Genomic DNA, 23,001 nt, shown 5'->3' with positions numbered 1-23,001 from the left:
GGCACCTCGTTTTCCTCTCTCGAGCAGTCGCGAAATGACCGGAAAACCACCGAAAATAGGACATTTCGCGACTGCTCGCCGGGAGAAAGTTACCCGCCGAGGACGCGGACCGGGTCGGTCCCGTCCCAGTTCGCGGCGGCGTCTCTGACGAAATCCGCCATGCCGCGCGTGATCTCGGTCAGCTCCATGATCTCGATGACCTGTGCGACGGGCGCCGTGCCTGCGGGCGGCTCGACGTAGGCGAAGCGGGTGCCGACGTCCTCGCCGCCGCGCCACACGACGGCCCACCCGGCCTGGGTCAAGGCAGCGAGTGTCGCGTCGAAATCGTCGGCCCAGTAGGCGAATTGATGGAATCCCTCGCCTTTCGAATTGAGGAACTCGGTGAACACGCTCGGCCCGGTGCTCTGCTGCTGGATCAGTTCGATCTGCAGTTCCCCGCTGTTGCTCAGGGCCAGCGACTGGGTCACCTCGCACGGATGGCCGCGGTACTGGGCGGTCAGCGTCAGGTCGCGCATGACGAACCACGGGCCGACCCCGAGTTGGAGCCAACTCGCGATGGCCCGGTCGATGTCGGTCACGACGTATCCGATCTGGCGGATCGGGCCGGGCAGCATCATCACGATCCGTTCGGACGCACGACGATTCGGGGCGGCCCCTGCCCCTTGCGGACCTGATCGATCGCGGCGGGCACCTCGTCGAGCCCAATCGTCGCCCCGATGCTGGGCACCGGGTCGAGTCGGCCCTCGGTGACCGCGGCGAGCGTGCCGTACCAATCCTGGGGGTGCGGCCCGCCGCCGAACTGGATCGTCACACCCTTGTGCGTCGCGGCGGTGCAGTCGATGGCGCCTGCGTCGTACCAGCCGCCCGCCGCGTGCACCCGGGCCAGGAACTCGCAGGAGTCGACCACCGACTGCAGCAAGCCGTTCTTGCCGACGCATTCGAAGATCACCTGGGTGGTCTGGAAGTTGTTCGCGCGGAACGTATCCTGCCACGCCTCGTAGGGGTCGCGGTGGGCGGGGTTGACGAGCACGTCGGCGCCGAACGTGGCGGCATAGGCCAGCCGCTCGTCGCTGTAGTCCGACACCACGATCGGGCTGACGCCGCGCGCCCGCAGCGCAGCCACCGTCGACAGGCCGATGGCGCCTGCGCCGAGAACCAGTGGCAGCTCACCGGATTTGACCCCTGAGCACCGGACGTAGAACTCGCCGACAGCGAACGCGTCGACCAGCGCCACCGCGTCGTCGGGCACACCGTCGGGGACCCGCCGCGACATCATCTCCGAGACGACCATGAGCTCGCCGAACGCGCCGTGTGCGTCGGGGTGGTGCCCGATCACCAACGGCTCCTGTCCGGCCCTGATCAGGATCGGCATGCTGGTGACCCGGCTGCCGACAGGGAACTCGTCGGAGCAGTCGGGACCGTGGCCGACGACCTCGCCGATGAACTCGTGGCCCATCACCGTGTCGCGGTCGGCGTCCCAGACGAATCGCGGGGCGGAGTTCGGGTGATCCATGTAGTGCACGTCCGACGCGCAGATCGCCGCCGACAGCGGTTTGATCAGCAGCTCCCCCGGGCCGGGCACCGGGTCGGCGGTCTCGCGCACGTGCAACTCGCCGCCGCGCAACACCACCGCGCGCATCAGTGTTTCCTGCTCTCGGCGAATTGTGTTGAGGCGGCGCTGATCATCTCCACGAGGGTGCGCCGGTCGACCGTCCACACCTGCTCCGCCACGGCGCGGTTGTGCTCGCCGACGACGTAGGTGGGCCCGTTGCCGACATTGGCGATGATCTCGGCGGCCACGTCCTCGGAGAGCATCTGCGTCTGCGGGTCGTACTCGACACCCATCCGCGCCAGCGCCGGCGTGTACGTCATGCCGAGCGGGGTGCAGCACACGTCGACACCGTGCGGACGCAACTCGGCCCACAAGCCCTCGGCGAAGGTGTGCTGAAACGCCTTGACCGCCGAGTACACCGCGAGGGTGGCCGAGCCCGCCAGGCAGGCCAGCGACGCGACGATCACGATGCCGCCGCGGCCGCGGTCGCACATCGGTGGGCCGAAATGACGGGCCAGCGCCATCGGGGCGATGCAGTCCAGCGCCACCTGATGCAGCGAGTAGTCGATGTCGTTGTGCAGGAACGGAGTGGTGCGATCCGAGGCGCCCGCGTTGTAGACCAGCAGCCCGACGTCGAGGCCATCTGTGGCCCCGGCGATTGCGGTGGCCGCGTCGGCGGCCGTCAAGTCCTGGGCGACTGCCCGCGTCTGCACACCGTGCCGCTCGCGGACGCCGGCGGCGACTTCGTCGAGCAGGGCAGCGTTGCGCGCGATCAGCACCACGTTCAGTCCGAGTGCACCGAGTTGGTCGGCGAGGGCGGCGCCGATGCCCTCCGACGCGCCGGCGATCACGGCCCAGGGCCCGTAGCGTGCCGCGAACGACGAGTCGCCGGAGACGGTCACGGCGCGACGCCGGCCGCGCTCAGCACGCGCGCGATGTTCGTGGTGCGCTTGCTGATTCGCCAACCGTCTGCAGTGCGGACGAGGGCGTCGTCGTAGTGGCCGAGTGCGTCGATCCAACTGTTGGAGTCGCCGGGAACCGCCATCAGCACCGCGTGCACGTAGGACCGCGCCGTCGCCCGGTCACCGTCGAGGTCGACCGCGATGTTGGAGATCCGGTGATACGTCTGGCCCATTCCGCCGTGGATCTGCTGCATCAGATCGGTGAACGCGTCCGCGTCGGTGAAGGTCCCCAGATCGCCGTAGTCGATGTCGACCTCGTCGGTCCAGCAGGTGCGAAACAGCGCCCAGTCCTTGGCGTCGATGCCGGTCGCGTACCGGATGAGCACCTCAGAGATCTGCGTCTTGTCAGCGTCCACATCCGGAGGCTAACAGCCGGGAACCCCTCTGACGACCCCTGGTTCTCTCTAGACGAGAACGTCATTTCCGGTTATCGTCAACCGCGTGTCGACTCAGATTGCGCTCGCACCGGAAATCTCGACCTGGCCCGATGAGGACCCGCAGCTCATCGGCAGCAAGTGCGCCAAGTGCGATGCCACCACGTTTCCCGTCCAGCAGCGCTGCCCGAAATGCAGCGCCGGTGAGATGTCGGAGGTGCTGCTCCCGCGCCGCGGCACCCTCATCGCCTGGACCACGCAGGGGTTTCCGCCCGGCGCGCCGTACAAGGGGCCGACCGGCAAGGACTTCGTGCCCTTCGGCGTCGGGTTGGTGCAACTCGGGGACGTGATCCGGGTCGAAGGACGGCTGACCGAGAACGACCCGGCCAAGCTGCAGTTCGGCCAGGAGGTCGAGCTGACGATGATCCCGTTCACCACTGACGACGAGGGCAAAGAGGTCGTCACCTTCGCGTTCCAGCCGGTCTAGGAAGGACCACGACAATGAGCACCGCGGACAATTCAGTCGCGATCATCGGTGTGGGCCTGCACCCGTTCGGCCGGTTCGACAAGACCGCCATGGAGATGGGCGCCGAGGCCATCCAGGCCGCGCTCACCGACGCGAACGTGGAGTGGAAGGACATCCAGTTCGGCTTCGGCGGCAGCTACGAGGTGTCCAACCCCGACGCCGTCACCCGGCTCGTCGGGCTCACCGGGATCACGTTCACCAACGTCTTCAACGCCTGCGCCACCGCCGCGTCGGCGATCCAGCAGACCGCCGACACGATCCGGCTCGGCAAGTACGACATCGGCATCGCGATCGGTCTGGACAAGCACCCGCGTGGCGCCTTCACCGACGACCCCGCCAAGTTGGCGCTGCCCCAGTGGTACGCGGAGAACGGCCAGTTCGTCACGACGAAGTTCTTCGGGATGAAGGCCAACCACTACATCCACAAGCACGGCATCTCGCAGGAGACGCTCGCGCGGGTGGCGAACAAGAACTTCCGCAACGGTGCGCTGAACCCGAACGCCTTTCGGCGCAAGGAGATCTCGGTCGACGAGATCCTCAACTCGACAGTGCTGAACTACCCGCTGACGCAGTACATGTTCTGCGCACCCGACGAGGGCGCGGCCGCGGTCATCATGTGCCGCGGCGACATCGCGCATCGGTTCACCGACAAGCCGGTCTACGTGCGGGCCTCCGAGATCCGCACCCGCCGGTTCGGCGCCTACGAGGTCCACGCGACCTCCGCGCCGCTCGACGAGGACGCCTCCCCGACCGTGTATGCGGCCAAGGCCGCATACGAGGCGGCCGGGATCGGACCCGAGGACGTCGACATCGCGCAGCTGCAGGACACCGACGCCGGCGCCGAGGTGATCCACATGGCCGAGACCGGTCTGTGCGCGGACGGCGAACAGGAGAAGCTGCTCGCCGACGGCGCCACCGAGATCCACGGCTCGCTGCCCGTCAACACCGACGGCGGCCTCATCGCCAACGGCGAGCCCATCGGCGCCTCCGGGCTGCGCCAGGTCCACGAGCTGGTCCGCCAGTTGCGCGGGGAGGCAGGCGACCGCCAGGTGCCCGGCGAGCCGAAGGTCGGGCTCGCGCAGGTGTACGGGGCGCCTGGCACCGCGTCGGCGACGATCCTGTCGCGGTAGATGCGGTTGCTGAATCAGGTCCTGTCCGGGAAACAACGTTCTAAAATTCGGAAATGATCTTCCCGCGCACCTCCCGCCACCGGGTCACGACGACGTTACTCGCTGCCGCCGTGACGGCCGGCGGCGTGTTGGCTGTGGTCACCCCCCTGGCCGCCCCGTCGGCCGCCCAGGGGCCGCCTCCGCCGCCGCTGCGCAATGTGAAGTACACCGTGTTCGCCGAGCAGCCGTTCTACGTCGACATCTACTACCGCGACGTCGACCCGCCGAACTGGGCTGCCTACAGCCACAATCCGTACTCGTTCAGCCCGAAGGCCAAGGCGCAGATCGGGCCGGATCAGCAGTGGAATCTCGACGTGCAACTGGCCGATCCCGATCAGTGGGCGATGGTCACCGCGACCAGCGGTCCTGGCGAGGCAAAACCGAACATCCACTGCGTGCTTGCGGTGGACGGGGTGGTCGTGGCCACGAACCAGGGCCCGAAGGGTGCGCTCTGTTCGATCCGAAGCTGGTGACTGCCGGCCTATTTCGCACTGCCCGCCGGAAGCGGGTCTCCCTCCAGCCGGCGAATCCACGCCTCGCAGAACGCGAACGTCTCGGCGTGACCCGTCGACATGCCGAGCGCCCGCTCGACCACCAGGCTCTGCGACACGCTGGTCGCGAACACGGTCCAGACGACCGGCGGCACATCGGTGGACTCGACGCCGTACCGCTTGAGCGCCGCGGCGATCGCCTTGTTCTGCTCCTCACGGAACCGTTCGGCGTAGTAGACGATCTCGCTGCGCAGCGCCTTGCGGTGGTTGGCCAGCCCCATGAACTCCATCGTCAGCCGGGTGGCCTCGGGCTGGGTGCTGAACCGCCACAGCGCCCACAGCGGCTGCGGCGACGCCAGCGCTTCGGTGAGCACCTCCAGACCCGCTTCGGCCATCCGCCGGAACACCGCCAGGAACAAGTCCTCCATGGTCCGGAAGTAGTAATGCACGAGTTGGGGTTTCAAGCCGGCCTTCTCTGCGATGCGGCGCGAGGTGACCGCGGCGTACCCCTCTTCGAGGAGGAGTTGTTCGGCCGCGTCGAGCAGCACGCCGCGGTTCTTCGCATCCGGCGCCCCGATGCGTCGCGCCGACCCGGAAGCGCTCGTCATGGCTTCACTTCACTTTCCCGCCCGTTCCGACACGCCGATCGTAGTGGCGACCCGTCGCGCGATCTTGACCCTGACCTTAACCCCATGCTAAGCAAGTGCTCAGCATATTCAGCCAATGTGTTCCCGCGAGCGGCGGCGTCCGCTCATCACCACGCAGGTAAGCGTCGACCCTGGAGGGCGAACAGACCATGACCACAGATTTCGATTCGGTTGACTACTTCACCGACCCCTCCCTGGTTCCCGACCCGCACCCCTACTACGACCACATCCGGGCAAAGGATCCGGTGTGCTGTCCGATCACCAACGGCGTACTCGCGGTGACGGGGTGGGAGGCCGCCAACAGCGTCTACAAAGACAGCGAGAACTTCTCGTCGTGCGTCGCGGTGATGGGCCCGTTCACGCCGATGCCGTTCACCCCCGAGGGCGACGACATCTGCGAGCAGCTGGAGAAGCACCGCACCGAGATCCCGATGTTCGAGCACATGGTGACGATGGACCCGCCGCAGCACACCGACGCGCGGTCCATCCTGGCCCGGTTGCTGACGCCCAAGCGGCTCAAGGAGAACGAGGACTTCATGTGGCGCCTCGCCGACCGCCACATCGACGAGTTCATCGCCGACGGCAAGTGTGAGTTCCTCGCCGCGTACGCAAAGCCGTTCTCGCTGTTGGTGGTTGCCGACCTGCTGGGTGTCCCCGAATCCGATCACGAGGACTTCCGCGAGGCGTTCGGCGCCGAGCGGCCGGGCACCAACATCGGCGGGCTCGACCACGAGGTGATCGCCACCAACCCGCTTGCGTGGGCTGACGAGAAGTTCGCGAGCTACATCGAAGAGCGGCGCGAGAACCCACGCGACGACGTGCTGACCTCGATCGCGACCGCGAAGTACCCGGACGGTTCGACGCCCGAGGTGGTCGACGTGGTGCGCACCGCGACGTTCCTGTTCGCCGCCGGCCAGGAAACCACCGCCAAGCTGCTCGGCTCCGCGATGCGGGTGCTGTCTGACCGGCCCGACATCCAGCAGCAGCTGCGCGACGACCGCAGCCTCATCCCGGTCTTCGTCGAGGAGTGCCTACGGATGGACAGCCCGGTCAAGAGCGTGTTCCGAATGGCCCGCAAGACAACGACTCTCGGCGAGACTCCGGTGCCGGCGGGTACCACGGTGATGGTCAGCCCCGGCGCGGCCAACCGCGATCCCAACCGCTTCGACAACCCCCACGAATTCCAGCTGGACCGCAAGAACGTGCGCGAGCACATCGCGTTCAGCCGCGGCATCCATTCGTGCCCCGGCGCCCCGCTGGCGCGCGTTGAGGGCCGGGTGTCGATCGAGCGCCTGCTGGACCGGCTGGGCGACATCACGGTCAGCGAGGAGAAGCACGGCCCGATCGACTCCCGCCAGTACGTCTACGAGCCGACGTTCATCCTGCGCGGGCTCACCGAGATCAACATCGAGTTCAAGCCGATCGGCTGATCCTCAATCGTCGAAACTGCGGGGAGATCGCATTCCGCGCGGTTTCGGCGATCTGTGTGCATCTCGTTGCCCGAGCGGCGGATTACAGGTCGCCGCGTTCCCAGTAGGACCGACCGTCCTTGGCCACACAGGTCAAAAACAGGCCGTCGGGTGCCTGAGCGACTTCGCCCTCCATGGCAGGGCACAGATCGTTCTCGAGCTTGATGCCGTGCATCTCCGGCGGCCGGAACCACCGCGGCTCGTAGCGCCGCGGCGATCCGCAGAACACCAGCCGTCCCCACGACGTCACCCCGAACACGTAATAGGTGGTGTTGTTGCAGTACGACCCCAGCACGATGTTCGGCTGGATTCCGGGAGTGCAGTTCGGGTGGTGGCACTCGGACCCCGGCGGCGGCAGTGGCGGCAACGGGGGTTGCGCGCCCGCCGGCGGCGCACCGATCAGCCACACACCGGACATCAGAGCAGCAGCGAACACTGCGGCGAGGCTTCGCACCGGGCCATTGTTCCATACCGCCAGAACGAAATTCTCCCTTTCGAAGAGCACAGCTACCGGCCACGATAAACTCTGCACATGCGTGGAGTTGGGCTGGCCGCGGGCGCCGCGGCAATCACCTTGCTGGCAGGTCTGGGCACTGCAACCCCGGCACACGCGAACGACTTTGGCGTCGCGCTCAACGGCACCTACCGCGTTTTGTCCGACGGCGAGTGGGCGAAGGTGGGCATGGCGCCCGGCGGCGCCGACGTCTTCATCGACCAGCAGACCGTCGTCCAGACGTGGACCGTGAGCACGCAGTGTGTCAGCCCGATCGAGTGCATCGGTGAGGTCAAGAGCGACCGCGGCTGGACCGCGACGATCCGCCTGAAGGATTACTGGTACGTCGACCACGACATTCCGAACTGGTTGCCTTGCCCCGACGGCAGTTTCGCGCCCGGTCACCAGAAGTTCATTCTCTCGGGCTTCGACCCGGCCCGAAACGAGCGCAACGTCAAGAACACGAACTTCCTCATGGGCCGCGACAACACCAAGGCGCCCAGCGGCGCCTGCGGACGCAATCAGCCGGTGGTGATCGAGATGCCGGTCCGGATGGAGCGGGTCTGACCTGGCCGACCCCCGGTCTGCGGCCGGCGTGACCGCAGAACGGGTCACCGCCTACGTCGGTAGCAGGTCCTTCCACGACTTCGGTTCGCTACTCGGCAGATTCGTGCGCTCCAACGCCCCCTCGGGGGTCATGTAACCCCCGGTCTGCGGGTTGTAATGTGTCACGGCCACGGAGGGTCCGCCGGATCCGCTGGTGCCGTGGGCGCTCGGCGCTACCGGCAACGCACCGTTTCCGCCCGGTGGCGCCGGAATCGGCGCGCCGTTGAGGGAGTTGCCTGGCGGAGGCGGCGGGGCGACGGGCGCAGGCGCGACCGACGGCGGCGCCTGGTCGGCCGCGGGGGCACCGGCCACAGGCGGTGGCGGCGGCGGCATGCCCGGTGGCGTGCCCGACGGTGCGGCGCCCGGCGGCAGCGGCGTCCCCTCCACGGGTGCGTAGAGCCGCTCGGAGAAGTCGGTCCGATCGTCCGGCGGGATGCCCTGCGAGATCAGGTTCGGATCGATCGGGTAGGCGCCCAGCGTGTGCTGGCGCATGGCAAGCGGCACATAGCCTTTGGGGTCGTTGCAGAGCTCGACGGTCGGCGCACGCTTGCCCGGATGCCCCATGCAGGGATAGTTGCGCGCGCCGCGGACCGCGATCGGGGAATCCTGTGGCAATTTGCAGTACAGCCCGTCGGGGGTGTCGATCGAGGTCATGTCTTCAGGGGATCGCCAGCTTGATGGCGGAAGGAACCCGACCGTGCACGGCGGCGGGTCGTTGATGGTGATCGCGAAGTCACCGGTCGGCAGGCCGGTGGGGTTGTTCTGCGGAAGACCGAATGACTGCTGCGCGGCGATGATGCCGGGGAAGATCACTAGCAGCTGCTCGAGCGACGGGTTGTACTTCAGCAGCACCTGACCGACGGTGGTCAGGTTGGCCAGCAGGATCGGCAGCGTCGGCTTGAGCTCGTTGAGGAGGGTCGAAACCTCTTGCGCGAACCCCGGGCCCTGCTGCAACAGAGTCCGGATCTGCGGATCATTCTGCTGGAGTTGTCCGGTCACGCCGGCCAGGCTCCTCGCCCACGTCCGAATCGAATCCGCGGTTTCAGCCTGCGAATCGAGCAGCGGTCCGCTGTCGTCGATCAGCGCGCGGGTCTGGTCGGAGACACCGTTGGCGTCGGCGCTGACCCTGGCGGCCGAGTCCATCAGGGACTGGAAGTCCGGCCCAGCACCGTTGAACGCCTTGAACGACTCGTCGAGCAGGTCGGAGATCCGGTCCTCGGGGATGCTACCGACGAGCTTGTTGATCCCTTCCAGAACCGGCCCGACCTCCTGCGGAATCGTGGTGTCCGCGACCGGGATCCGCGATCCGTCCTGCAGGTACGGCCCGGAGTCGGTGCGCGGGCGCAAATCGACGTACTGCTCGCCGACGGCCGACACACTGCGCACCTCGGCCTGCAGGTCGGCGGGGATCTTGGGCGAGGTGTCGAGCGACAGCGTCGCCTCTGCGCCGGTCTCGGTCAGGTTGACCTCGGTGACCTTTCCGATCTGGACGCCGCGGTAGGTGACGTTGCCGAAGCGGTACAACCCGCCGGCGGCCGGCAACTCCAGGGTGACCTTGAGCCTGCCGATGCCCAGCAACGTCGGCACCTGCATGTAGGCGAACAACATCACCGTCACACCGACGATCGAAGCGATCGTGAAGATGATCAGCTGATTCCGTACAAAGCGGGTGAGCATCAGCCACCGCCTCCCGGGGTCGGTTGGGCCGCCGCCGGTGCTTCCGGTCCGTACGGTCCCGCGAAGATCTGCGACGGGCTGATGGCCGCGGGCTGCGGCAACCACGGGGCGGCGGGCGGCGGCGGTGCGACGGGCAGCAGCGGTCCGGTAGCCGCCTGTATGGGCGCCGCGGGCGCCGTGCCCGACGGCGGACCGTCAGTCGGCGGTGCGGTGGCCGGCGGTGGCGCCACCCCCAGGGTCATCGGGTTGTACGAGTAGTTCAGGAAGTACGGATCGCCGGGCGCCGGAATCAATCTCGCGTTCTCATCACCCCAGCGCGTGCCCAGCAGCAACGTTTTCTTCAGCCGCGGGTAGGTCAGGTCGAACGTCGCGAACAGGTTGATGTAGTCACCGCGGGTGATCCGGTCGGCGAACGTCGGACCGTACGGGAACGCCGTCGCCCACAACAGCGCGAGGTTGAGGTCAGGGCCGATGTCGGCGAGCGCCCCGAGTACCGGCCCGAGGTTCTCCAGATCCTTGACCAGGTCGTCGCCGGCCGTGTTGACCAGATCCGCTGCCGTATCACCGAATTGGCCGAGCTTGGTCAACGCGGTGGTCAACCTCGGCCGCTCCTTGATGAGCACCTCCAACGCCGGCGGGATGTCGCGCAGTGCGCGGTTGATGTCCTCGCGCTGACCGGCGAAGGTGCCCGCGACGCGATTGAGCTGATCGATGGAGGCGATGATGTTGTCACGCTGGGTATCGAGCACGCCGACGAAGTTGTCCAGCCGCGTGAGCAGTTCCCGGATCTGCGGTTCGCGACCGGACAGCGCGGTGTTGAAGTTGTGGATGATGTCGCCGATCTGACCCAGCCCCCCGCCGTTGACCACGGTCGCCAGCGACGACAGGGTGCGTTCGGTCGACGGGTAGGTCGACGAGTCGCTCAGTGGGATGGTGGCGCCCGGTTGCAGTCGGCCGTCGGGCTTCTCGCCCAGCGGCGGGTTGAGCGCCAGATGCATCGACCCGAGCAGGCTGGTCTGGCCGACCGTCGCCACCGCGTTGCCGGGAACGGCCACATCTGGCTTCACCGATATCTCGACGTCGGCATGCCAGTTGTCCACGGTCATCTTTCGGACACTGCCCACCACGACGTCGTCGATGAGAACCGGCGAATTTGCTTCCAAGGTCGCGACATTGGCGACCTGAACGTGGTAGATCGCGGCGTCGGGCCCACGGCCGACCGCGCCGGGCAGCGGCAGTGAGTTCACGCCTTGGAACGAACATCCGGTCAGCGTCACGGCCAGGCTCATACCGGCGACCGCCAACCTCGTCACGTGGTCACGGATCATGCTGGTGGCGCCCCCTCGGCAGGCAGCAGCGGTGCGTTGGGGTCCGCCGGAGCGGGCGCCGGCGTCGGCGGCAGCAGCAGTCCCTCGACGGTCTGTGGCTGCGCGGGCAGGTTGCTGATCACGTTAGGCGGACCGGGGATCGGCGCGCCGGGGAACAGCGCGGGTGACGGGATCGCCGGCGCGTCGTCGGGCTTGTACAGTCCCGGCGGCCCTGGCGGCTTGGGCCCCCAACCCGGGGGCGGCGGGACGTCGCCGGCACCGGTGTAGGCCGACACCGACGGCGGCGGTTCCGGCGGGTCGTTGGGCCCGGCTCCACCCGGCGCGAGCGCGGGATCGGTGTAGATGATCCGGTCCGGGTTGACCGCGGGCCGCAGATACGCGTTGATCGGCAAGGGAATGTTGTTGACGTTGAGCAGACGCAGCACCGGTCCGAGATACTGCGCACAAAGCTTCGCGGTCTCGGGGGCCGTCGTGTTGGCGACGGCGCCGATCATGCCGCAGAACATCTGCACCGGATTGTTGAAGTTGACCAGTGAGAAGGCGCCGGTCACCGACCCCCCGTTGGGGTAGTAGATGTTCTGGAAGTTCGCGATCGCGTTCGGCGTGATGTGCAGGACGTTTTCGAGCGCCATGCGGTGGTCGACGAGGATCTGCGTCAGATCCGCCAGCCGCTGCACCTGCTCGGTGGTCTGTTCGCGGCTGCCCGCGACGAAGCGCTGCACTTCACCGACCGCCGTCGACACGTGGGTCAGCGCCGCGTCCAGATCGGACCTGCTGTCGTTGATGACGCTGGTCAGGGTCGCCAGCCGGTTCTGGAACAGCACGATCTGCTCTTTGCTGTCGCGCAGCGCTGAGACGAACACCTGAAGGTTCTTGATGATGTCAACGATGTTGCCGCTGCCTTCGGCGAAGATCCTTGCCACGCCGGACAGTTGAGCCAGCGTCTGCCGGAGCTTCTCGCCGTTGCCGCCCATCGCGTTCGCGGCGCTGTCGATGAACCGCGATACCGAGGTGTCGGACACGCCAGTCTTCGGGCCCAATTCGTCTGACAGGCGGAGCAGTTGACTCTTCACCTCGTCCCACTCGACCGGTACCGCGGTCCGGTCGCTGGGAATCACCGCGCCGTCGGCCATGGTGGGCCCGTCACCCTTGCGGTAGGCCGGGGTGAGCTGCACGTAGCGCGCGGCCACCAGGTTCTGCGCGACGATGACGGCCTTGGCGTCGGCCGGCACCGGTACCCCGCGGTCGACCTTGAGCACCATCTTGGTCTGGGTCCCCTCCGGTGCGATCGTTTCGATCGTGCCGACCTGCACCCCGGAGACCCGGACCTCGTCGCCCGGGTAGATCGCGCTGGCGGTCGGGAAGTACGCGGTGATCGTGGTCGGCCCGAAGAACACCTGGCGCACCAGGATCGCTGCGCCGGCGACCAGACCGATGGCCAGCAGGATCGCCGTGCCGGCCACCAGCGGCTTACGGGTTGCCATCATTGGGAAGGTCTCCTGGCTGCGGAATGCCGTTGACAGGGAAGGGCAGTTCGGCGCGCGGCCCGGCCTGGTCCGGCGGCTGGCCGGCGTCCATGCCGCGCCGGAACCCGAACGCGTAATCGAGGAACGGCTGCAGGATCTGGCCGAACACCAGGTTGGGCACCAGCGCGTTGTAGTAGGCACCGTTGGCCACGATCTCGCCCTGGGTGAGGTAGTACTTGGCCGCGCCCGGCAGCATCTTGGCCAGGTTGTCGCGGTTCTTCACGAGCATCGCGGTGACGGTGTTCAGGTGCTCCAATGCGGGTGCCAGCTCTGCCTCGTTATCGGCGACCAGGCCGGTGAGGTGCTGCGACACCGCCGACGTCGCGTCCAGCAAGCTGGTGATCGCGTAACGCCGCTCGTTGAGCACCGCTACCAAGTCGTTGGCGTTGAGGATCAACGTGTTGACCTGTTGGCTTCGCTCGGCGAAAATCCCGGTCACGTCGCCCGCGGTCCGCAGCAGTTCGGCGAGGCTCTCGTTGCGGTTGTTCAGCGATGTCGACAGCCGGGACAAGCCATCGAACGTCGGGCCCAGTTGCGGCGCAACCTGATCGAGCGTGGTCGCCAGCGTGTCCAACGACTGGTTCAAGCTGCCGGTGTCGGTGGCGGCGGTGTTGGCAGTCAGCTCGCTGACCGCGTCGGTCAACGAGTACGGCGACGACGTCCGCGATGTCGGGATCGTCTCGCTACGGTCCAGCGTGCCGCTGCCCTCGGATTCCAGCGCCAGCACCCGCTCGCCGAGCAGCGTGCCGGTGCGGATGTGCGCGGTGGTGTCGGAGCCGAGCGCGTACTTGCCGTCGATCGTGAAACCCACCAACGCATCGCCGTTCACGAGTTCCACCGACGACACCGAGCCGACCTTGATACCCGACACCGTCACGTCGTTACCGACGGTGATCCCGCCGGCTTCGGTGAACAGCGCCTGGTACCGCAGCGCGGTGGCCCAGGACAGCAGCCGCTCGGGTTGAAGCCCGACGGTGATCACCAAGATGATCAGGACGACGCCGATGAAACCGGCCCGCATCAATTGGGCGCCACGGTATTTCAGCATTACTCGTCCACGCACCTTCCCGTTTCTTGCCTGATCCACGGGAACACCACGGTGCGGCCCTCGAGATCGCTGGCACGGAACGACACACCGCAGATGTAGTACGGGAAGAACGCCCCGTAGGACCCGACGCGCGCCAGCTTGCGGTAGATCTCGGGCAGGCGCTGGATGGTGGCGTCCAGCCGCTCGAGGTCGGTGTTGACCAGCGGGGCGAGCCGCGCCAACTGGTCGACGGTGTTGTTCAGCGGTGCCCGGCCGCGGCTGAGAAGATCAGCCAGCGAGGTGGTTCCGTTGTCGAGCGCGTCGATCGCGGTGCCGATGGGGTCGCGGTCCTCGGCCAGTCCCTTGACCAGTTGATCCAACCGGTCGATCGCGCCGGAGAACTCCTCACCGTCCTGGGACAGGGTGTCGAGCACCGTGCGCAGATTGTCGATCAGCTGCTCGATGACCTGGTTGCTGTCGGCCAGTGAGTTCGTGAACGACGACGACTTGGACAGCAGTGATTCGAGGGTGCCGCCCTGTCCCTGCAGTATCTGGACCAGCGAGGTGGTGAGCCCGTTGACATCCTCGGGGTTGAGCCCCTGGATGACGGGTTTGAGTCCGCCGAGCAGCAGGTCGAGGTCCAGTGCGGGAGCGGTCCGCTCGACGGGTATCTGGGCGCCGGCGGGCAGTATCTTCACCGAGTCCGGGGTGTCGATCAACTCCAGGTAGCGGTCCCCGACCAGGTTGAGGTAGCGGATCGCGGCCTTGGTGCCGGTGGTCAGCTTCGTCTTGGTGTCGGCGTCGAACTCGACCAGCACCTTCCGGTCGGCTTGCAGCGAAACGCCTTTGACGGTGCCCACCCGGATCCCGGCGATGCGGACGCTGTCGCCTTCCTTCAACCTCGAGGCGTCCTCGAAGACCGCCGAATACCCTTCCGTAGAACCGGTTCTCGTCTCGCTGAAGACGACGAACAGGAAGGCGGTCAACACGGCCATCACCAACCCGAAGATGGTGAACTTGATCAGGGTTCCCGTTGAGCGCGTCATCCCGGCATCCCGATCTGCGCGGTGTTGCGCGGCGGCCCGTCGAGCGGTCCGAACAGCCAGTTCTTGAGGCCCTCGGAGTTGAGCAGGATGCCTGCGTTGCCGTACTTGTTCGGGTCGCTGCCGACGTCACCGACGATCATCGGCGGAACGAATTCGGGTGGCATCTCGGGCAGTCCGAGCTCATCGCAGAAGTCGGCGCCGCCGCTCTTGGCGGCGACCTTCGGCAGGTCCCCCGGGTAGCGGTAGCGCTCGACGCCGAGCGTCAGGCCCGCGTTCACGATGATCCCGGAGTACTGCGGAGCCGACTTGGAGAACGGCACCAGCCCTCCGATGCCGCACCACAGCGACTTGCGATACGTGCTGAGCAGTTCGACGGTCGGCACCAGCAGGTGGGTGACCTCGGCGAGCGCGTCCTTGTTTCCGCCGATCACTTCGTTACCGAGGTCTGCCAAACCGATTGCGCTGACCAGGAATTCGTCGAGCTCATGCTGCTGGTCGACGATCGAGTTACCTACCTCGGTCGTGCTGCGGATCGTCGACATGAGGTCCGGGGCGGCGTCGCCGTAGGCGCTGAACGTCGGCACCGCGGCCTCGATGTCGTGCGCCAGATTGGGCAGGCTCGGTTCGATCTTGGCGAGCAACTCGTTGAAGTCGACCAGCGTCTTGCCGAACTGTTCGCCTCGGCCGTTGAATGCGGTGGCGATGGCGCCGAGGGTCTGGTTCAGCTTGGCCGGGTCGATCTTGTCCAGCACCTGGACGAGCTGCTGGAACACAGTGTTCACCTCGACCGTGACGTGCTGGCTCTGGATCACCTGGCCGGCCCGCAGTGTCTGGGCCGACGGATTCTGCGGCGACTTCATCTGGACGAACTTGGCACCGAAGACCGTCGACGACGTGATGTCGACCGAGACGTTGTCCGGGATGAGGTGCAGCGCACCGCGATCCATTGCGAGGTTGAGTTCGGCGGTGCCGTCCGGGCGCTCCTTGATCGACTCCACCTGTCCCACCTGGACACCGCGCATTCTGACCTTGGCGTCGGGGTTCATCACCAGACCGGCCCGGTCGGAGATCACCGTCACCGGGACGGTGTCGGCCCAGTCGCCCCGGAACAGGCTGATGGCCAGGGCGACGATCAGGCCGATGGTCACGACCAGCCCCAGACCCGTCAGCGGGCGAACCACATTGCTGTTCATCTGCCAGTTATCCCGAGAGGTTGAAGTTGCCGTTGGAACCGTAGATGGACAGCGACACCAGCAGGGTCACCGATACGACGACGACCAGGGAGGTGCGGACCGCGTTGCCGACCGCGACCCCGACGCCGGAGGGTCCGCCGGAGGCGAAGTAGCCGAAGTAGGTGTGGATCAACAGGATGGTGATCGCCATCAGCACGGCCTGCAAAAACGACCACAGCAGGTCGATCGGGTTGAGGAACGTGTCGAAGTAGTGGTCATAGAGGCCGCCGGACTGGCCGAACAGCACCACCGTGGTGAACTGCGACGCCACGAACGACAAGATCACCGCGATCGAGTACAGCGGGGTGATCGCCACCATCCCGGCCACGATGCGCGTGGAAACCAGATACTCCACCGGCCGGATCGCCATCGATTCCAGCGCGTCGATCTCCTCGTTGATGCGCATCGCACCCAGCTGCGCGGTCACCCCGGCACCGAACGTGGCGGCCAGCCCGATCCCGGCCACCACCGGCGCGGCGATGCGCACGTTGATGAACGCGGCCAAAAACCCCGTCAGCGCCTCGATACCGATATCACCAAGAGAGCTATAGCCTTGCACCGCCAGCGTGCCACCGGCCGCCAACGTCAAGAACCCGACGATGGCGACCGTGCCGCCGATCATCGCCAACGTCCCCGCACCCATCGAGATCTCGGCGATCAACCGGATGATCTCCTTGCGGAAGTGCATCGCCGCGTGCGGCACCCCCGCCAGCGCACGCAGGTAGAACAGCATGTGGTCGCCGATCCGGCTGAGCAGATCCACCGGCCGGCGCGCCCCACGCGTGAGCCGCGGATAGGTGCTGCGCAGAACTGCCAAAGTCCCCATCGATCGCTCCCGCTAACCCGCCGTCATCCTGATGCCGATCGCGGTGACGACCACGTTGATCACGAACAACGCCATGAACGCATACACCACCGTCTCGTTGACCGCGTTACCCACCGCCTTGGCCCCACCCCCGCTGATCGTCAACCCCCGAAAACACGCCACCAGACCCGCGATCAACCCGAACAACGCCGCCTTCACACACGAGATCACCACCTCGGGCACCCCGGTCAACAACGTGATCCCCGCCGCGAACGCCCCCGGATTGACATCCTGGATGAACACCGAAAACGAATAACCCCCCAAAATCCCGATGATCACCACCAAACTGTTGAGCAACAACGCCACCAACCCCGAGGCCAACATCCGCGGCGTCACCAACCGCTGCACCGGGTTGATCCCCAACACCTCCATCGCGTCGATCTCCTCACGGATCGTGCGCGACCCCAAATCGGCACACATCGCCGTCGACCCCGCACCAGCCACGATCAACACCGTCACGATCGGACCCACCTGCGTCACCGCACCAAACGCCGCACCCGCCCCCGACAAATCCGCAGCACCCAACTCCCGCAACAAAATATTGAGCGTGAACGACACCAACACCGTGAACGGAATCGCCACCAACAACGTCGGCGCCAACGACACCCGCGCAATAAACCAGCACTGCTCCAAAAACTCCCGCCACTGAAACGGCCGCGCGAACACATACCGCACCGCATCAGCCGACATCGCGAACAACGCACCGACCGCCTGCATCGGACCCGCCAGATTCCGCAACGGCGGCAAACCAGCCGACCACCGCTCCGGCCCGCTAGCTTGCGCCATTACCGACTCCCTCCAGGATGGTCACCGCCGCAACAGCTGTCGGTCCGCCGATATTGTGCGCCAGGCCAATCCGTGCGCCATCCACCTGGTTCACGGCCTCACCGCGGAGCTGTGCGAACAGTTCGACGCATTGCGCGACGCCGGTGGCGCCCGGCGGATGCCCCTTGGCCTTCAACCCGCCACTCGGGTTCACGGGCAGCCCCCCACCGATCGTCGTGACTTCCGCTTCGACGAGTTTGTGGCCCCCGAACCGCTCGGCGAATCCCAGATCTTCATAGCTGATCAGCTCGATGCCCGTGAAGAAATCGTGAACTTCGGCGACGTCCACATCCGACGGCGTCAGCCCCGCCATGGAGAAAGCCTGCTTGGCGGCGCGCACGGTGGCCGGCATCGTCGTCATGTCCGACTTGTGCTGATGCATCACCGAGTCCAGGCCCAGGCCGACGCCGCGGATCCAGACCGGCCGATCGGTGAACCGGTCGACCACCTCTTCGGCGGCCAGCACGAGCGCGGCGGCGCCGTCGCTCTGCGGCGCGCAGTCATAGAGCCCGAACGGGGTGACGACGATCGGCGCCGCGAGCGCTTGTTCGACGGTGATCTCGAAACGCAAGCGTGCCTTCGTATTCTGCACACCGTGCCGGTGGTTCTTCACCGCGATCATCGCCAGGTGCTCACGCGTCGCGGGTGATTCGTGTAGGTACCGGCGCACGTGCAGCGCGAACCCGGCCGGCGAGACGACCCCGAGCGGGTAGTCGCGCGCCATCGCCTCCCACTCCCAGAGCATGTCGCGCGAGGTGGTGTCGCGGAGCTTGTCGGCACCCATCACCAGCGCGACGTCGAAGGCCCCGGAAGCCACCCCGAACAGCGCGTTGCGGATCGCATCATTGCCTGTGGCGCAGGAGTTCTCGACACGGGTGACGGGCAGATCCGGCAGGCCGAGGGAGTCGGCGAGGATACCTGCCGGAAAGCCGTCGGCGGTTCCCATCGCGCCGAACCAGGCACCCTGCAGATCGCTCTTGTCGAGTCCCTTGTCCACGCTGGCCGCGCATTCGGAGAAGGCCATCGGCAGCAGGTCTTTCAGACCCAGCGCGAAATGCTCGCCGAACGCCGTCATTCCGGCCCCGACAACGGCCACGCGTCTCACGCCGCCACCGCTTCCGGCTCGAACATGTAGCCGTAGTCAGGCACGCCGGAGCGCACCGCGACCCGCCGCAGCGCCAGCCGTCCCCTGGTGCCGATGTCGACGGTGCCCGGTTCCGCGCCGGTCACCTTGACCAGCGCGCGCACGCCGACTCCGTCGAGTTCGACGATCACCAGCGAGTATGGAGTGCGCAGACCCGGCACCGGCATGTGCACGGTGGTCTCGGTGTATACGGTTCCGTTGCGCGGCAACGGAATCAGTTCGTATCCGGTGGACAGCGCGCCGTTGGCGGCCAACCGGTAGCGCGGGGGGAAGTCCAGCTCGCCGGAGTCGCCGAACCGCCCGGCCTCCCAGCGCACCTTCGCCTCGAACGCGCGCTCGTAGGCCGCCAGCGAGATCGGGATCTCGGCGTCGGCCACGTATTTGCCGTCGGGCAGCGGCCGGGCGGGCGGCTCGCGCCGCAGCAGCTCGGCCACCCCGCCGGTGACGTTGAGCCCGGACAGGCTGGCCTGCTCGACGGCCACCAGCGGCCCTGTCGTCTGCCGCTCGGCCAGACCGGCCAACGCGAACAGGCTGGCGCTCGCACCCGTGGTCGGCAGCGCGGGCGGGTCCCCGATCGTCAGTTCGGCGGCGCGCGCGTGGTCGACGCCGGCCACCGCCACCGGCGTGTCCAGCCAGGCCGCTTCCAGCGACGCGATGAGTCCCCGCTCGTGCAGCAACCGCGGATCGCCGTAGTCGTGCACGTCGCCGGTCGCCTTGCGGGTACGCACGGGCAGGCTGCGCGCCACCCGCGCCGCGGTGCGGACCTGCAGTCCGCGTTCGGCGGTCAGGATCGCCGCCGCCCCGGCGGGGTCGAGATCGGTCCCGATGATCAACGTCCTCGGCCGCGCCGAACTGACCGCGTCCAGGGTGGCAGGCGCACCGCCGAGGCGCTCGTCGACCTCCAGTTCGGGATCGAGTCCCAGGCCGGCCAGCAGCACCGCGGCGTTGCTGCTGTCCAGCAACGGCAGATCGCGGCTGACCAGAACCACGCGCTCGACCGCGCCGCTGGCAACCAGCGCGGCGCGGCCTGCTTCGACCGCGAGCGTGATCGCGTCCTCGTCGTCACCGGCCACCCGGTGTCGGGGCGCACCCCAACACGGCAGGTAGGTGCCGATCGACGCGACGTGGGGCATGGGACTCTCTTTCGAACCTAGGTGACGGCGCCGGCCGTCTTGAGCTCGATGATGCGGTCCCAATCCAAGCCGAGTTCCTGCAGGATGTCGTCAGTTTGCTCAGCAAACCCCGGCGCCGGACCCGTTTCGGGTGCGCTGACGTCAAACTGCACCGGATTCGCGACCAATTCGAGTTCGCCCGCTTGGACTAGGTACTCATTGGCGCGGATCTGGGCGTCCTCGACCGCCTGCAGCGTGTCCTGCACCGGCGCCCAGGGCCCGAGCAGTGTCGCGAACCGCTCGCTCCACTCGGCGAGCGGACGCTTGGCCATGGTCTCCTTGAGGATCTCCGCGGCCGCCTCGGTGTTCTCCGCGATCGACTCCGCGGTGGCGAATCGCGGGTCGTCGGCGAGTTCGTCGAGTCCCATGTGCTTGCAGACATCGGCCCAGAACTTGGTCGGCTGCATCATCACGAACGAGATGTAGCGGTCGTCGGCGGTCGGGTACAGCCCGACGAGCGGGTTGATCGGCGAGCCGTGCACACCCGGCGGGAAGGCCTCCATGCGCTGGCCCAGATGCTTGGTCAGCGCGACCGTGTGCCCGAGCGACCACAGCCCGCTGCCGAGCAGCGACACGTCGACCACCGACGGCTCGCCGGTGCGTTCCCGCTTTAACAGCGCGGCCGCGATGCCGCCGGCGAGGTTCGTCCCGGAGATGGTGTCGCCGTAGGCCGGCCCGGGTGGGCCGACCATGCCCGGCGTGCCCGGCGGGGTGATCGTGGCGGCGGTGCCGGCGCGGCACCAGAACGCGGTCATGTCGTAGCCGCCCTTGACCGATTCCTCGCCGCGGGGGCCGAGCGCGCTGCCCCTGGCGTAGATGATCTTCGGGTTGACGGCGCGGATGTCGTCGACGTCGATGCCGAACCGCTGCCGGTGGCCCGGCAGGAAGCTGGTGAGGAACACGTCGGCCTTTTTTGCCAACACCATCAGTATCTCGCGCCCCTCGGGCACCGACATGTCCAGGCCGATGCTGCGCTTGCCCCGGTTGGCGTGCTCGATGTTGGGGTTCGGATCGCCCTCGACGCGCAGCAGCCCGGTCTGGCGCAGACCGCGCTGCGGGTCGCCGGTGACCGCGTGTTCGACCTTGATGACGTCGGCACCCCATTCGCGCAGCACCGCGCCCGCCGACGGCACGAAGCCGTACATCGCCACCTCGAGGACACGAATACCGTCAAGCGGCCCACTCATCAGCTCACCACCGTCGCAAAAGTCTTGGATTCCAGAAATTCCTCGAGCCCGGCGGTGCCCATCTCACGGCCGATGCCGGACTGCTTGTAGCCGCCGAACGGGCTGTCCGGGCTGAAGTAGTTGCCGCCGTTGATGGAGAACGTGCCGGTGCGGATGCGCCGCGCCACCGCCAGCGCCCGGTCCTGGCTGCCGAACACCGCACCCGAGAGGCCGTAGATCGAGTTGTTCGCGATCCGCACCGCGTCGTCATCGTCGTCGTAGGCGATCACGACCAGCACCGGCCCGAACACCTCTTCCTGGGCGATCTCGCTGTCGGGGTCGACGTCGGTCAGCAGCGTCGGCGTATAGAAGTAGCCGGGATCGACCTTCTCGCCGCCGGTGACCAGCGTGGCGCCGGCCTCGACGGCCCGCTTGACCATGCCGTCGACCTTGTCGCGCTGTTTCTCGCTGATCAGCGGCCCCATGTAGGTGCCCTGGTCGGCCGGGTTGCCGTAGCGCACCAGCCCGAAGTTGTTCTTGACCAGTTCGACGATCTCGTCGTGGTGTTTGCGCGGTACCAGCAGCCGCGACGTCAGTGCGCAGCCCTGACCGGCGTGGGTGACCATCGAGAATGCGCTGAACAGCGCCGCGGTGTTGAAGTCCGCATCGTCGAGCACGATCGCCGCGGACTTGCCGCCCAGTTCCAGGAACACCTTCTTGAGGGTTTCGCTGGCCGCGGCCATGATGCGCCGCCCGGTGGGCGTCGACCCGGTGAACGTCACCATGTCGACGTCGGCGCTGGTGGTCAGGACCGCACCGACCTCGGGGTCGGCGCCGCTGAGCACATTGACCACGCCGGCCGGGATGTCGGTGTGGTTGGCGATCAGTTCACCCAGCGCCAGCGTGACCAGCGGGGTGTCGGGCGCGGACTTGAGGATCAGCGTGCACCCCGCGGCCAGCGCGGGCGCCAGCTTCGCGAGCGCGAGCTGATTGGGGTAGTTGTAGGCGATGATTGCGGCCACCACGCCCGCGGCTTCCTTCTCCACCCAGCGGTGGTGCTGCATACCGCGGCTCTCGATGTTGCCGAGGTCCTCGGTCATCGGATAGGTCTTCAGCAGCTCGGCGTAGTAGCGGACGATCTCGATCGGCTGATCGAGTTGGGCACCCTGGCACAGCGCCTCGGTCGCGCCGACCTCGGCGATGGTCAGCGCGGCCAGTTCGTCGCGGTGCTCGACGAGCGCCCGGTGGAACTGCTCGAGGCAGCGGATCCGCAACTCGGTGTTGGTGTCCCAGTCCGTCTCGTCGAACGCCCGGCGGGCGGCGGCCACGGCGGCTTGCGCGTCGCTGACCGTGGCGTCGGGCGCATATCCGAGCACCTCGCCGGTGGCGGGGTTGAGGGAGGCGAACGTCGCGGCAGTCTCGACGAGCCGACCGTCGATCAGGAGCCGGCGATCCACGCTCGAGGGGTCGGCGGCGGGCTGGGCTTCCTCACTCGAGATGGTGGTCGCTTCCTGCATCATCCTCCTCAGTTGCGGAGCCTGAAGTTGCCCTGTGATGGAAACTTCATTCTCATCCTTGGCGAATCATACATTCGCCTTGAGAGAACTCAAGAAAATGAACGGAATCGCCGCTGCCTGCGGATAACGGTGCAACAATCGTCCGTCGATCGTCTCATCGATGCGAACCGCCGCGCCGCGTTGTCTT

General features: G+C 67.1%; 23 protein-coding genes. 5 read left to right on the top strand and 18 right to left on the bottom strand.

Annotated elements, in window-relative coordinates; all coding sequences use genetic code 11:
- Window positions 1-89: 89 nt before the first annotated feature.
- From BLW81_RS16405 to BLW81_RS16390, 4 genes are read right to left on the bottom strand one after another with little or no spacing between them, the layout of a single operon-like run.
- On the bottom strand, window positions 90-617 hold the full coding sequence (locus BLW81_RS16405; RefSeq protein ID WP_083408083.1) for a VOC family protein: 528 nt from the start codon (window positions 615-617) through the stop codon (window positions 90-92).
- Window positions 617-1,639, bottom strand: a complete 1,023-nt coding sequence (locus tag BLW81_RS16400) for a zinc-binding dehydrogenase (protein ID WP_173839634.1) — start codon at window positions 1,637-1,639, stop codon at window positions 617-619. The genes BLW81_RS16405 and BLW81_RS16400 overlap by 1 nt, the downstream gene beginning before the upstream one ends.
- Window positions 1,639-2,454, bottom strand: coding sequence for an SDR family NAD(P)-dependent oxidoreductase (locus tag BLW81_RS16395; protein WP_083408082.1), 816 nt, complete (start codon window positions 2,452-2,454; stop codon window positions 1,639-1,641). Before BLW81_RS16395 ends, BLW81_RS16400 begins: the two co-directional genes overlap by 1 nt.
- Complete coding sequence (locus tag BLW81_RS16390) at window positions 2,451-2,870, bottom strand: nuclear transport factor 2 family protein (RefSeq protein WP_083408081.1); 420 nt, start codon at window positions 2,868-2,870, stop codon at window positions 2,451-2,453. The genes BLW81_RS16395 and BLW81_RS16390 overlap by 4 nt, the downstream gene beginning before the upstream one ends.
- A 73-nt stretch (window positions 2,871-2,943) precedes the next feature.
- On the opposite strand from BLW81_RS16390, the gene BLW81_RS16385 reads away from it, so the two are divergent.
- The 3 genes from BLW81_RS16385 to BLW81_RS16375 are packed head-to-tail and all read left to right on the top strand — an operon-like array spanning window position 2,944 to window position 5,056.
- A complete protein-coding gene (locus tag BLW81_RS16385; protein ID WP_083408080.1) occupies window positions 2,944-3,375 on the top strand; it encodes a Zn-ribbon domain-containing OB-fold protein in 432 nt (143 codons plus the stop codon).
- Window positions 3,376-3,389: 14 nt separating this feature from the next.
- Window positions 3,390-4,544, top strand: coding sequence for a thiolase family protein (locus BLW81_RS16380; protein ID WP_083408079.1), 1,155 nt, complete (start codon window positions 3,390-3,392; stop codon window positions 4,542-4,544).
- A 53-nt stretch (window positions 4,545-4,597) separates the two neighbouring features.
- Window positions 4,598-5,056, top strand: coding sequence for an Rv2576c family protein (locus tag BLW81_RS16375; protein WP_083408078.1), 459 nt, complete (start codon window positions 4,598-4,600; stop codon window positions 5,054-5,056).
- An 8-nt stretch (window positions 5,057-5,064) separates the two neighbouring features.
- On the opposite strand, the gene BLW81_RS16370 is transcribed toward BLW81_RS16375, so the two are convergent.
- The gene (locus BLW81_RS16370) at window positions 5,065-5,682 is read right to left on the bottom strand and encodes a TetR/AcrR family transcriptional regulator (protein ID WP_083408077.1); all 618 of its coding nucleotides are present in this window, start codon (window positions 5,680-5,682) and stop codon (window positions 5,065-5,067) included.
- A gap of 188 nt (window positions 5,683-5,870) precedes the next feature.
- Here BLW81_RS16370 and BLW81_RS16365 point away from each other — a divergent pair, with 188 nt between their 5' ends.
- Window positions 5,871-7,151: a cytochrome P450 gene (locus BLW81_RS16365; protein WP_083408076.1), complete on the top strand. Its 1,281-nt coding sequence runs from the start codon at window positions 5,871-5,873 to the stop codon at window positions 7,149-7,151.
- A gap of 82 nt (window positions 7,152-7,233) precedes the next feature.
- Here BLW81_RS16365 and BLW81_RS16360 read toward each other — a convergent pair whose 3' ends face one another.
- Entirely contained in the window at window positions 7,234-7,644 is a 411-nt protein-coding gene (locus tag BLW81_RS16360; protein ID WP_083408075.1) for a hypothetical protein, read from the bottom strand.
- 78 nt (window positions 7,645-7,722) lie between these two features.
- On the opposite strand from BLW81_RS16360, the gene BLW81_RS16355 reads away from it, so the two are divergent.
- Window positions 7,723-8,250, top strand: a complete 528-nt coding sequence (locus BLW81_RS16355; RefSeq protein WP_083408074.1) for an Rv2253/PknI dimerization domain-containing protein — start codon at window positions 7,723-7,725, stop codon at window positions 8,248-8,250.
- A gap of 51 nt (window positions 8,251-8,301) precedes the next feature.
- Here BLW81_RS16355 and BLW81_RS16350 read toward each other — a convergent pair whose 3' ends face one another.
- The 12 genes from BLW81_RS16350 to BLW81_RS16295 are packed head-to-tail and all read right to left on the bottom strand — an operon-like array spanning window position 8,302 to window position 22,814.
- A complete protein-coding gene (locus tag BLW81_RS16350; RefSeq protein ID WP_083408073.1) occupies window positions 8,302-9,966 on the bottom strand; it encodes an MCE family protein in 1,665 nt (554 codons plus the stop codon).
- The gene (locus BLW81_RS16345; RefSeq protein ID WP_083408072.1) at window positions 9,966-11,294 is read right to left on the bottom strand and encodes an MCE family protein; all 1,329 of its coding nucleotides are present in this window, start codon (window positions 11,292-11,294) and stop codon (window positions 9,966-9,968) included. Before BLW81_RS16345 ends, BLW81_RS16350 begins: the two co-directional genes overlap by 1 nt.
- The gene (locus BLW81_RS16340; RefSeq protein ID WP_083408071.1) at window positions 11,291-12,781 is read right to left on the bottom strand and encodes an MCE family protein; all 1,491 of its coding nucleotides are present in this window, start codon (window positions 12,779-12,781) and stop codon (window positions 11,291-11,293) included. Before BLW81_RS16340 ends, BLW81_RS16345 begins: the two co-directional genes overlap by 4 nt.
- Window positions 12,765-13,868 carry an MCE family protein gene (locus BLW81_RS16335; protein ID WP_083408070.1) on the bottom strand — a complete coding sequence of 368 codons (1,104 nt, stop codon included), beginning with the start codon at window positions 13,866-13,868 and terminating at the stop codon, window positions 12,765-12,767. The genes BLW81_RS16340 and BLW81_RS16335 overlap by 17 nt, the downstream gene beginning before the upstream one ends.
- Window positions 13,868-14,893 (bottom strand): MCE family protein, encoded by a 1,026-nt coding sequence (locus BLW81_RS16330; protein ID WP_083408069.1) that lies wholly within the window; start codon window positions 14,891-14,893, stop codon window positions 13,868-13,870. Before BLW81_RS16330 ends, BLW81_RS16335 begins: the two co-directional genes overlap by 1 nt.
- On the bottom strand, window positions 14,890-16,086 hold the full coding sequence (locus tag BLW81_RS16325) for an MCE family protein (protein WP_083408068.1): 1,197 nt from the start codon (window positions 16,084-16,086) through the stop codon (window positions 14,890-14,892). Before BLW81_RS16325 ends, BLW81_RS16330 begins: the two co-directional genes overlap by 4 nt.
- Window positions 16,087-16,093: 7 nt before the next feature.
- Window positions 16,094-16,951, bottom strand: coding sequence for an MlaE family ABC transporter permease (locus BLW81_RS16320; protein WP_083408067.1), 858 nt, complete (start codon window positions 16,949-16,951; stop codon window positions 16,094-16,096).
- Window positions 16,952-16,963: 12 nt separating this feature from the next.
- Window positions 16,964-17,776, bottom strand: coding sequence for an MlaE family ABC transporter permease (locus tag BLW81_RS16315; RefSeq protein WP_083408066.1), 813 nt, complete (start codon window positions 17,774-17,776; stop codon window positions 16,964-16,966).
- A complete protein-coding gene (locus BLW81_RS16310) occupies window positions 17,763-18,920 on the bottom strand; it encodes a thiolase C-terminal domain-containing protein (RefSeq protein ID WP_083408065.1) in 1,158 nt (385 codons plus the stop codon). The genes BLW81_RS16315 and BLW81_RS16310 overlap by 14 nt, the downstream gene beginning before the upstream one ends.
- Window positions 18,917-20,092 (bottom strand): OB-fold domain-containing protein, encoded by a 1,176-nt coding sequence (locus BLW81_RS16305; RefSeq protein ID WP_083408064.1) that lies wholly within the window; start codon window positions 20,090-20,092, stop codon window positions 18,917-18,919. The genes BLW81_RS16310 and BLW81_RS16305 overlap by 4 nt, the downstream gene beginning before the upstream one ends.
- 17 nt (window positions 20,093-20,109) lie before the next feature.
- Complete coding sequence (locus BLW81_RS16300) at window positions 20,110-21,318, bottom strand: CaiB/BaiF CoA transferase family protein (protein ID WP_083408063.1); 1,209 nt, start codon at window positions 21,316-21,318, stop codon at window positions 20,110-20,112.
- Window positions 21,318-22,814: an aldehyde dehydrogenase family protein gene (locus tag BLW81_RS16295; RefSeq protein WP_083410590.1), complete on the bottom strand. Its 1,497-nt coding sequence runs from the start codon at window positions 22,812-22,814 to the stop codon at window positions 21,318-21,320. Before BLW81_RS16295 ends, BLW81_RS16300 begins: the two co-directional genes overlap by 1 nt.
- Window positions 22,815-23,001: the final 187 nt, after the last annotated feature.

The sequence above is a fragment of the Mycolicibacterium rutilum genome, from assembly GCF_900108565.1.
Classification (GTDB): Bacteria; Actinomycetota; Actinomycetes; order Mycobacteriales; family Mycobacteriaceae; genus Mycobacterium; species Mycobacterium rutilum.
Note: the sequence above shows the minus strand (reverse complement) of the source record. Positions and strands in the feature narration are given on the sequence as shown.

Excerpts from the sequence above, each read along its gene's own strand:
- BLW81_RS16405 (WP_083408083.1), bottom strand. The coding sequence starts at position 617 with ATGATGCTGCCCGGCCCGATCCGCCAGATCGGATACGTCGTGACCGAC.
- BLW81_RS16400 (WP_173839634.1), bottom strand. The coding sequence starts at position 1,639 with ATGCGCGCGGTGGTGTTGCGCGGCGGCGAGTTGCACGTGCGCGAGACC.
- BLW81_RS16380 (WP_083408079.1), top strand. The coding sequence starts at position 3,390 with ATGAGCACCGCGGACAATTCAGTCGCGATCATCGGTGTGGGCCTGCAC.
- BLW81_RS16375 (WP_083408078.1), top strand. The coding sequence starts at position 4,598 with ATGATCTTCCCGCGCACCTCCCGCCACCGGGTCACGACGACGTTACTC.
- BLW81_RS16370 (WP_083408077.1), bottom strand. The coding sequence starts at position 5,682 with ATGACGAGCGCTTCCGGGTCGGCGCGACGCATCGGGGCGCCGGATGCG.
- BLW81_RS16365 (WP_083408076.1), top strand. The coding sequence starts at position 5,871 with ATGACCACAGATTTCGATTCGGTTGACTACTTCACCGACCCCTCCCTG.
- BLW81_RS16355 (WP_083408074.1), top strand. The coding sequence starts at position 7,723 with ATGCGTGGAGTTGGGCTGGCCGCGGGCGCCGCGGCAATCACCTTGCTG.
- BLW81_RS16350 (WP_083408073.1), bottom strand. The coding sequence starts at position 9,966 with ATGCTCACCCGCTTTGTACGGAATCAGCTGATCATCTTCACGATCGCT.
- BLW81_RS16345 (WP_083408072.1), bottom strand. The coding sequence starts at position 11,294 with ATGATCCGTGACCACGTGACGAGGTTGGCGGTCGCCGGTATGAGCCTG.
- BLW81_RS16340 (WP_083408071.1), bottom strand. The coding sequence starts at position 12,781 with ATGATGGCAACCCGTAAGCCGCTGGTGGCCGGCACGGCGATCCTGCTG.
- BLW81_RS16335 (WP_083408070.1), bottom strand. The coding sequence starts at position 13,868 with ATGCTGAAATACCGTGGCGCCCAATTGATGCGGGCCGGTTTCATCGGC.
- BLW81_RS16330 (WP_083408069.1), bottom strand. The coding sequence starts at position 14,893 with ATGACGCGCTCAACGGGAACCCTGATCAAGTTCACCATCTTCGGGTTG.
- BLW81_RS16325 (WP_083408068.1), bottom strand. The coding sequence starts at position 16,086 with ATGAACAGCAATGTGGTTCGCCCGCTGACGGGTCTGGGGCTGGTCGTG.
- BLW81_RS16320 (WP_083408067.1), bottom strand. The coding sequence starts at position 16,951 with ATGGGGACTTTGGCAGTTCTGCGCAGCACCTATCCGCGGCTCACGCGT.
- BLW81_RS16315 (WP_083408066.1), bottom strand. The coding sequence starts at position 17,776 with ATGGCGCAAGCTAGCGGGCCGGAGCGGTGGTCGGCTGGTTTGCCGCCG.
- BLW81_RS16305 (WP_083408064.1), bottom strand. The coding sequence starts at position 20,092 with ATGCCCCACGTCGCGTCGATCGGCACCTACCTGCCGTGTTGGGGTGCG.
- BLW81_RS16300 (WP_083408063.1), bottom strand. The coding sequence starts at position 21,318 with ATGAGTGGGCCGCTTGACGGTATTCGTGTCCTCGAGGTGGCGATGTAC.
- BLW81_RS16295 (WP_083410590.1), bottom strand. The coding sequence starts at position 22,814 with ATGCAGGAAGCGACCACCATCTCGAGTGAGGAAGCCCAGCCCGCCGCC.